This window comes from Streptomyces sp. NPDC002676 (genome assembly GCF_053592455.1).
Map to the genome: position 1 here is coordinate 1 of NZ_JBSFVT010000056.1, position 7,084 is coordinate 7,084.

The 7,084-nt window shown below is 68.8% G+C and carries 7 protein-coding genes and 2 pseudogenes; 6 read left to right on the forward strand and 3 right to left on the reverse strand.

Annotated elements, in window-relative coordinates:
* Positions 1–1,018 precede the first annotated feature (1,018 nt).
* Positions 1,019–1,201, forward strand: a pseudogene (locus tag ACWD3E_RS42945) (IS256 family transposase); the annotation flags it as partial.
* Between the two features lie 384 nt (positions 1,202–1,585).
* On the opposite strand, the pseudogene ACWD3E_RS42950 reads toward ACWD3E_RS42945, so the two are convergent.
* Positions 1,586–1,759: pseudogene (locus ACWD3E_RS42950) on the reverse strand (hypothetical protein); the annotation flags it as partial.
* Between ACWD3E_RS42950 and ACWD3E_RS42955 the strand changes: the two are divergent.
* From ACWD3E_RS42955 to ACWD3E_RS42975, 5 genes are all read left to right on the forward strand, one after another.
* Positions 1,712–1,900: a phosphopantetheine-binding protein gene (locus ACWD3E_RS42955; RefSeq protein ID WP_451392891.1), complete on the forward strand. Its 189-nt coding sequence runs from the start codon at positions 1,712–1,714 to the stop codon at positions 1,898–1,900. The pseudogene ACWD3E_RS42950 and the gene ACWD3E_RS42955 sit on opposite strands and share 48 nt — an antisense overlap.
* Before the next feature lie 118 nt (positions 1,901–2,018).
* Positions 2,019–2,957 carry an ABC transporter ATP-binding protein gene (locus ACWD3E_RS42960; RefSeq protein ID WP_451392892.1) on the forward strand — a complete coding sequence of 313 codons (939 nt, stop codon included), beginning with the start codon at positions 2,019–2,021 and terminating at the stop codon, positions 2,955–2,957.
* A complete protein-coding gene (locus ACWD3E_RS42965; protein WP_451392893.1) occupies positions 2,957–3,679 on the forward strand; it encodes an ABC transporter permease in 723 nt (240 codons plus the stop codon). The genes ACWD3E_RS42960 and ACWD3E_RS42965 overlap by 1 nt, the downstream gene beginning before the upstream one ends.
* Positions 3,680–3,830: 151 nt before the next feature.
* Positions 3,831–4,934, forward strand: coding sequence for a sensor histidine kinase (locus ACWD3E_RS42970; protein WP_451392894.1), 1,104 nt, complete (start codon positions 3,831–3,833; stop codon positions 4,932–4,934).
* Between the two features lie 12 nt (positions 4,935–4,946).
* Positions 4,947–5,552, forward strand: a complete 606-nt coding sequence (locus ACWD3E_RS42975) for a response regulator (RefSeq protein WP_451392895.1) — start codon at positions 4,947–4,949, stop codon at positions 5,550–5,552.
* Positions 5,553–6,060: 508 nt separating this feature from the next.
* Here ACWD3E_RS42975 and ACWD3E_RS42980 read toward each other — a convergent pair.
* Together ACWD3E_RS42980 and ACWD3E_RS42985 are read right to left on the reverse strand one after the other, a co-directional pair.
* Positions 6,061–6,333 (reverse strand): hypothetical protein, encoded by a 273-nt coding sequence (locus ACWD3E_RS42980; protein WP_451392896.1) that lies wholly within the window; start codon positions 6,331–6,333, stop codon positions 6,061–6,063.
* Positions 6,334–6,491: 158 nt separating this feature from the next.
* On the reverse strand, positions 6,492–6,950 hold the full coding sequence (locus ACWD3E_RS42985) for a transposase (protein WP_451392897.1): 459 nt from the start codon (positions 6,948–6,950) through the stop codon (positions 6,492–6,494).
* Positions 6,951–7,084 lie beyond the last annotated feature (134 nt).

The window sequence follows — 7,084 nt, forward strand, 5'->3', positions numbered from 1 at the left end:
GCGCGATGCAAGCGAACCTCCCGCGCTGCGCGCGGGAGCGCAAGCGATTCGCTTCGCTCATCGCCCAGTTTGCTTGCTTCGCAAGCAAACTGACACTCCCTCCGCTGTGCTCCGGGAGTGAGCCGGACTGCGTTGCAGTCCGGTGCCGGCCTTCGCCCGGCCGGAGGCCTTCGCTGCGCTCCGGCCTTCACCGCGCTGCGCGCGGCAAACGGGCCTCCGGCCCGCGCAGCAGCAAGGGGGTGACGTGGGGGCGCCTACGCTGACGGGCCGCACCTTGAGCGGCTGAGCAGCAGACGCTCCCCCGCGCTCCACAGTCACGCCCCCCGAAGAGGCACAGTGAATCGGCCTCCGCTGCGCTCCGGCCGGCTCGCCTTACCTGCCCTGTTGGTCCGCGCACCAGTGCGGTGAGAAGCTGCCGGTGACCGCACATCACCAAGGGCTGAATGTGGCCACTTGGGGTTGCTTCAAAAGATATCTAAGATCAAAACTGGATCATGGTGCGTGCGCCGCGGACGCGCCCGGTGCGGGCCTGTCCGGCCACTGAAAGTGCGCAGTGTTCAATCAATCTGCGCACCGCTCGGTGCGTCAGTGGAAAGCCCGGTCTACACATGCGAGCTGATCAACTGTCATAGCAGAAGCGAGTGACTGCCGTTGGCGCGTCCGGGAGGTTTTCACCTGGTGAGGGGATCTCTGGAGCTGCGCATTGTGCAAGTAGATCGGGCGGTTCTTCATTGGCTGCTGTGAGCAGCGCAAGTGGTGCAGAGCGGTCCGGGTGCGCCCGGGTGCGTGTGAGGGACGTCGATGTGCGGTTCATCGGCTCGGGTGGCCAGCTGATGCAGCGGCCGTGGCGGACGGCCGCTGCAGAACTGGTGCCGGCGGATTGCGTGCCAGTGCGTGGCTTCGCGGTGCGCCGGGGTAAGCGGCTCGCTCCGGGGTGGTGGTGGGCGGCTACCACGGGGCGGCTGGTGCGGGGACTGTAAATCGTTCGGTGTAACTCCCGATCATGGAAGATGCATCGATGACCAGTGAGAACGTGACCGAGCGCGAGGCTGTCGAGTCGGCAGCGGCTGTGTCGGCGAAGGCCGTGGACGACCGGCTGATCGACGAGTTGGTGAGCCGGGCCCAGGCCGAGGGCCTGCAGCTGACCGGGGAGGGCGGGCTGCTGCAGCAGCTGACCAAGCGGCTGCTGGAGTCCGCCCTCGTGGCCTGTTCTCCGGGACTTCGATCGAGGCGAGGGATCATGGTCATCATGGAGAGTGATGAGGTTGACGTGGCTATTGGCCCTCGGACCGTGGTCAGCTATCGCTGGCGGAGTCGTTGCAGTCCCGCCGGGGTGTTGCCGGTGTCCTGCGTGTGGAGGGTGGCGGTGGAGGGCTTGCCGTACTGGGCGCGGTAGAGGGTGGTGAAGTCGCCGGGGTGGAGGAAGCCTCAGCGGGCGGCGATGGCGGTGACGGTGGCCCGGTGTGCGGAGTCGGTGGTGAGAAGGTCGGTTCTCTGCCCCGGGCGGTGTCATCTTCTGCGTCGGCGGGTCAGGGCCGTAGGGGCGCCATGCGGCCAGGCCGTCGCCGTTGGGTGTACCGGTGGCCACGAACGCGGCCAGCGCGCCGGCGAAGGCACGGCCCAGAGCACGGTCGTTTTCGGTGACCGCGCCGAGCATGGGTGCCTCGGAGCAGGCGTCGAAGGTGCCGAACAGGAACGGCAGTTCGGCGCAGTGGGTGGCGCCCAGGTGGTGTGGGTCTCCTTCCAGGACCTGGGCTATGACTCGCTGGCCCGGATGGAGGCGGTCGGCCTGACCGAGCGCGCCTACGGCATTTCGCTCTCCGAAGAGGAGATGGAGGCCATCATCACGCCCTGTGCATTCCTCACCCTGGTCAACGACCGCATTCGTGTGGCCGCCTGAGCGGTCGGCACTGTCCCGCGCGCGTTCTCCCACCTCTTCCCAGCAGGACATTTCTCCTGCTGGGGAGAGGTTTTTTATCTCTATCAGCGCTTCGGCCGCCCTTTGTAGGGTCGATGACATGACGCAGACAACCGTGCATGCCGGAGCGCCGCTGAGGACGGGCTCCGCGGTCAGCTTCGCGCAGGTGACCAAGAGTTACGGCAACGTCCATGCCGTGGCCGGTCTGGACTTGGCGATCGACCGTGGGGAGACAGTCGCCCTGCTCGGCCCCAACGGCGCCGGCAAGTCCACCACCATCAACATGCTGCTGGGCCTGCTGTCCCACGACGGCGGTCAGATAAAGCTGTTGGGCAAGGACCCGCAGGATGCGGTACTCGCCGGTCAGGTGGGCGCGATGCTCCAGGAAGGCGGCCTGATCCCCCGGGTCACCGTCAAGGAGCTCATCGAGTTCATGCGCGGCACCTACGCCAGCCCCATGCCGCTCGGCGAGGTCCTGGAGATCGCCCAGCTCACCTCGCTGGCCGACCGGAAGGTGGACAAGCTCTCCGGTGGCCAGGCGCAGCGGGTCCGCTTCGCCTTGGCCCTGGCCGGCAACCCCGAGCTGATCGTGCTCGACGAGCCTACCGCCGCCCTGGACATCCAGTCCCGCCGGGACCTGTGGCAGACCATGGCCGCCTATGCCGCGCGCGGCAATACCCTCCTGTTCTCGACCCATTACCTGGAAGAGGCGGACGAGTACGCCGAACGGATCGTCGTCATCGCCCAGGGCCGGGTCATCGCGGACGGCAGTGGCGCCGAGCTGAAGAAGAGCGTCGGCGGCAGGACTGTCAGCTTCGACCGCGGCAACTGGGACCCCAATGGCTTGGCCCGGACTCCTGGTGTCACCGGCGTCGAAGTCCGCGGCGCGCGGATCCATCTGAGCACCGACGACGCCGACCTCACCGTCACGGCCCTCGCGCAGTCCGGCGCGCTGCGCAACGTCGAGGTCACCGGCGGCGGCCTCGAGGAGGCCTTCATCTCCCTGACCAGCGGTACCAACACCAGGAGCGGTTCGTAATGTTGCTCGGATACCTTCGGCTGGAGCTGCTCCGCACCGTGCGTGACGCCGGCTTCGTGATCATGTCGCTGGCCGCTCCGGTGCTGATGTACCTGCTCATCAGCCACATGGGCGGCGGCCACCCCAGCCATGCCGAGGCGGTCCACAATGTCGCCGGGGTGGCGGGTTTCGGCGCCCTGGGCGCGGTGATGACCACCTCCGGCGGCATCGCCGAGGACAAGAAGGCCGGCTGGCTGCGGCAACTGCGCCTGACCCCGCTGCCCACTCTCACGGTGGTGGTCGGCCGCGGCATCGCTGCGATGTGCCTGGCGGTACCCCCGATCCTTGCGGTCAGCCTGCTGGCCGCCGTGGTCAACGGCGTCACGATGAGCGCTGCCGAGTGGGTGGGCATGCTGGCTCTGCTGTGGGTGGGCATCGTGCCGGTCGCGATGCTGGCGCTGGGCTTCGGCTACTTGGTCGAGGGTGCCAAGGCGCACTCCGTGGGCCTCGTCTCTTACCTGCTGTTCTCGGTGGTCGGTGGGCTGCTGATCGACACCAAGAACTTCCCGCACTGGCTGGCCAGGGTCTCCGGCTGGACCCCGGTCAACCGTTACAAGCAGATCGCCTCCGACCTGGCTCTCGGCAACACGCTGAGCCTCACCGCGCTGGCCATCCTGCTCGCCTGGAGTGCTGCCCTGGCTGCCTTCGCCGTCATCGGCTACCGCAAGGGCGCCACCGCCTGAACCGCCCGGACGCCGGGATCCGGCCTCATACCGGATCCGGCCCGAGATGCGATCCACTCACCGGTAGCGATGGCGAACGTTGTCCGCGAGAGGCTTGGACACTGTGTTGCGTGGAAAGTCTTTGTTCTCAGAGCAGTTTGGCCTGCGAAGGGTGCCGTATATCTTCTACCCCGCCATCGTCGTCGCGACGGGGGCCCTCTCCGACATTGTCGCCGGCCATGACGACCCGGCCTGGGAGGCCGTCGCCGGACTCCTTGCCTTGCTGGGCTGCTACCTCCTGTCCATCCGTACGGCCTTCGACGACCGGTGTGGACGGCTCATGGTCCTGCTCCCGGCGGTGGCGCTCACCGCGTTGATGGTGGTGCTGTCGTTCCGTTTCGACGAGGGCATGCTCTGGCTGTTCTGCCTGCCGGCGGTGGTGTGGAGCGTGGTGGCCAGCTGGCGGCGGTTGCTCAGCCCGACACTGGCGGTGGCGCTGGTGACCGTGTTGGCCGGGGGCATCGCCGTCAACCGCGAGGACGACCTGATCGACGCCCTCGGCATCGCTTACGCCACCCAGCTCTCCGGGATCGCTGCGGCCACCATCGTCCGGCTGTTCTCCACTGTGATGGAGCTGCGCGAGGCCCAGGAGGAGTTGGCTCTGTCTGCTGTCGCCGAGGAACGGCTGCGGTTCTCCCGGGATCTGCACGACCTGCTGGGGCACTCGATCTCGCTGATCGTGGTCAAGGCCGAGGCGGTCCGCCGGTTCGCCGACCATGACCTGGACACGGTCAAGCGGCATGCTGGCGATATCGAGGCGGTGGGCCGGACCGCGCTGGAGGAGATCCGCGAGGCGGTCTCCGGATACCGGGAGCCGACGCTCAAGGCGGAGTTGAGGGGTGCCGAACTGGCGCTGGCGGATGCGGGGATAGCAGCCGTGATACGGCATGTCGGGCCGTCCCTGCCGGCCGGCGCCGACGCCCTGCTGGGCTGGGTGGTACGCGAAGGGGTCACCAATGTGATCCGGCACAGCAACGCCCGGTCCTGCCGGATCTCGGTGGAACGCGAATCCGAGTCGGTCGTCCTCAGCATCACCAACGACGGCGCCGACACCGCCGCGGGCGCCGGGCGGGGCAAGGGCTGCACGCCGGGCCATGGTCTACTGGGACTGGCCGAGCGGCTGTCTGCCGCGGGCGGCACGCTGGGCGCTGCCCCGGTGGCGGGTGGTGACTTCCAGCTGGTGGCCACAGTGCCGGCAGCCGGAACAAAAGGGTGAAGGTGGTTCACTGTGATCCGCGTGCTGCTGGCCGAGGACCAGGGAATGATGCGGGGCGCCATAGCCCAACTGCTGGGTCTGGAACCGGATATCGAGGTGGTGGCCCAGGTCTCTTCCGGCACCGAGGTCCTGGAGGCGGCCCGAACGGCCGAACCGCAGGTGGCGGTGCTCGATATCGAGATGCCCGGCCGCACTGGGCTGGAGGCGGCCGAGGAGCTGCGTCGGCTGGTCCCCGGATGCCGGGTGCTGATCGTGACCACCTTCAGCGGGCCGGGCTACTGCCGGCGGGCCCTGGAGGCAGGCGCTCTGGGTTTTCTCGCCAAGGACAAGCCGGTGGCCGAACTGGCCGCCGCCATCCGCCGAGTGCACGCCGGCGAGCAGGTGGTCGACCCGGTCCTGGGCGCCGCCGCACTGGCCGCGGGCCCCAGCCCGCTGACCGTCCGGGAACGGGAGGTACTGGCCGCCGCCGCGGATGGAGCACCGGTGATTTCCCTCGCCAAGCGGTTGAGCCTCTCCGAGAGCACGGTGCGCAATTACCTCTCCTCGGCTTCCCAGAAGATCGGGGTGCGCAACCGAATGGAGGCCGTCAACAAAGCCCGCCAAAACGGCTGGCTGTAGATCACGGCGCGACCAGTCGCGGGCGGGACCCTGCCGGATCCACCCACCGGCATTGGGCCCGCCCGGCGTGCGTGCCAGGAACCTCTGATGCGCTTCCGAGAGCAGCTGGTGATCCCGGTCGAATGCGACCCAGCGTGGAACCCACCCGCAAGGCCGCGGGCACCGGGCCACCCGTCCGCCCGCACCTGCCTTTGTGTCAGCGCGAGCCGGGTGACGTAAACGAGGACGTGCTGGGAGTCGACGGGCCGGGCCCCGGGTCCTCGGGTTCGCGCAAGGCCTTCAGGACCAGAGGGCGGGACATCGTGCCGCGGACCCGGTGAGCCAGCTCGTTGGCCGACACCCCCGTGGCCTTCTGCTCGGCCCGCATCGCGGCGCCGAGAACTTCGCGGGGCCATCGACGGCGCCGAGGGCGGCGAGGACCGCGTCGGTGGCCTCCGCGACGCTGGGCGGCCCAGTGGTCAACCCGTTGACCGGCGCGGCGGCGGGGCCTGCCCCGGCGCGCGGCTGGTCAACCAGTTGACCAGTGCCCGCTCCGGCTCGGACAAACCGTCGTGGACGGCGTCGAAGTCGCGGCGGAGGTTGTGGGCGAGCCCGCAAGCGGAGCCAGGGTGTCGTGCTCGACGCCGGCGATCCACTCCTCGAGCCGGTCGCCGTGGCGTGCGGTCATCATGGCGGCGAACCTCCTGACGTGGCCGGTGAGGCGGTCCAGCTCGGGGTCGCGCTCACGCAGGCGGTGCAGCTTGTCGGCATCGCCGTCGCGGAGGTGTTCGGGATGGGTCATGATCCATGAGGTGACCTCGCGGACCGAGGGAGGCTTGGGGCCGACGACGGGTGCGTGTCCGCGCCCGCTGCGGTAGCGCCGCAGATGACGCTGGACGGCCAGCTCGCCTCCGGGATAGCCGAGTTTTTGGATCTCCCGATGAAGCTGTGCGGCATTTCTTATGCCTTCGTTCCAGCGTCGGTGCAGGTAGCCGACGTACGGGTCGACGACATGCCCCGCTGCAGGCTCTTGGCGACGACATCATCAGCGGAGCGGGCGCCCACCAGCTTGCGGACGGTGGCCTGGTGCAGCCCGGGCTTCCGGCCGATCGCCGCCTTCGGCATCCCCTGCGCCCACAACTCGTGGGCAGCGGCATGCTGCTCCCGCAGCCGGGTCACGATCTTCAGCTCCCTCGACGGCTGCACCGCCTCGGGCGCCGCTTCAGGGTGGCGGGGGCCGTCTTCCGCTCCGGCAAGCGGTTCTGCCAGGCGGGAGCGGTGGGCGTTGACCGTCTTCTCAACCGCCTGGCCGAGGTTGGCCCACAAGTGATATCGGTCCGCGGCCTGCTGGGCCTGTGGCGCCCTGACCCGCGCGCCCTCCCCGTAACCACTGGAGCGGTCCCGGCAGATGACCTTCACCTCCGGATGGCCTTGGAGTCAGGCGGCCAGGTCCTCGCCCTCGCGGCCGTCGTAGAGGTGCAGCGGCCGGTGGGTGGCCATGTCGATCAGCACCGTGCCGTAGTGGCGGCCCTTGCGGAAGGCAAAGTCGTCGA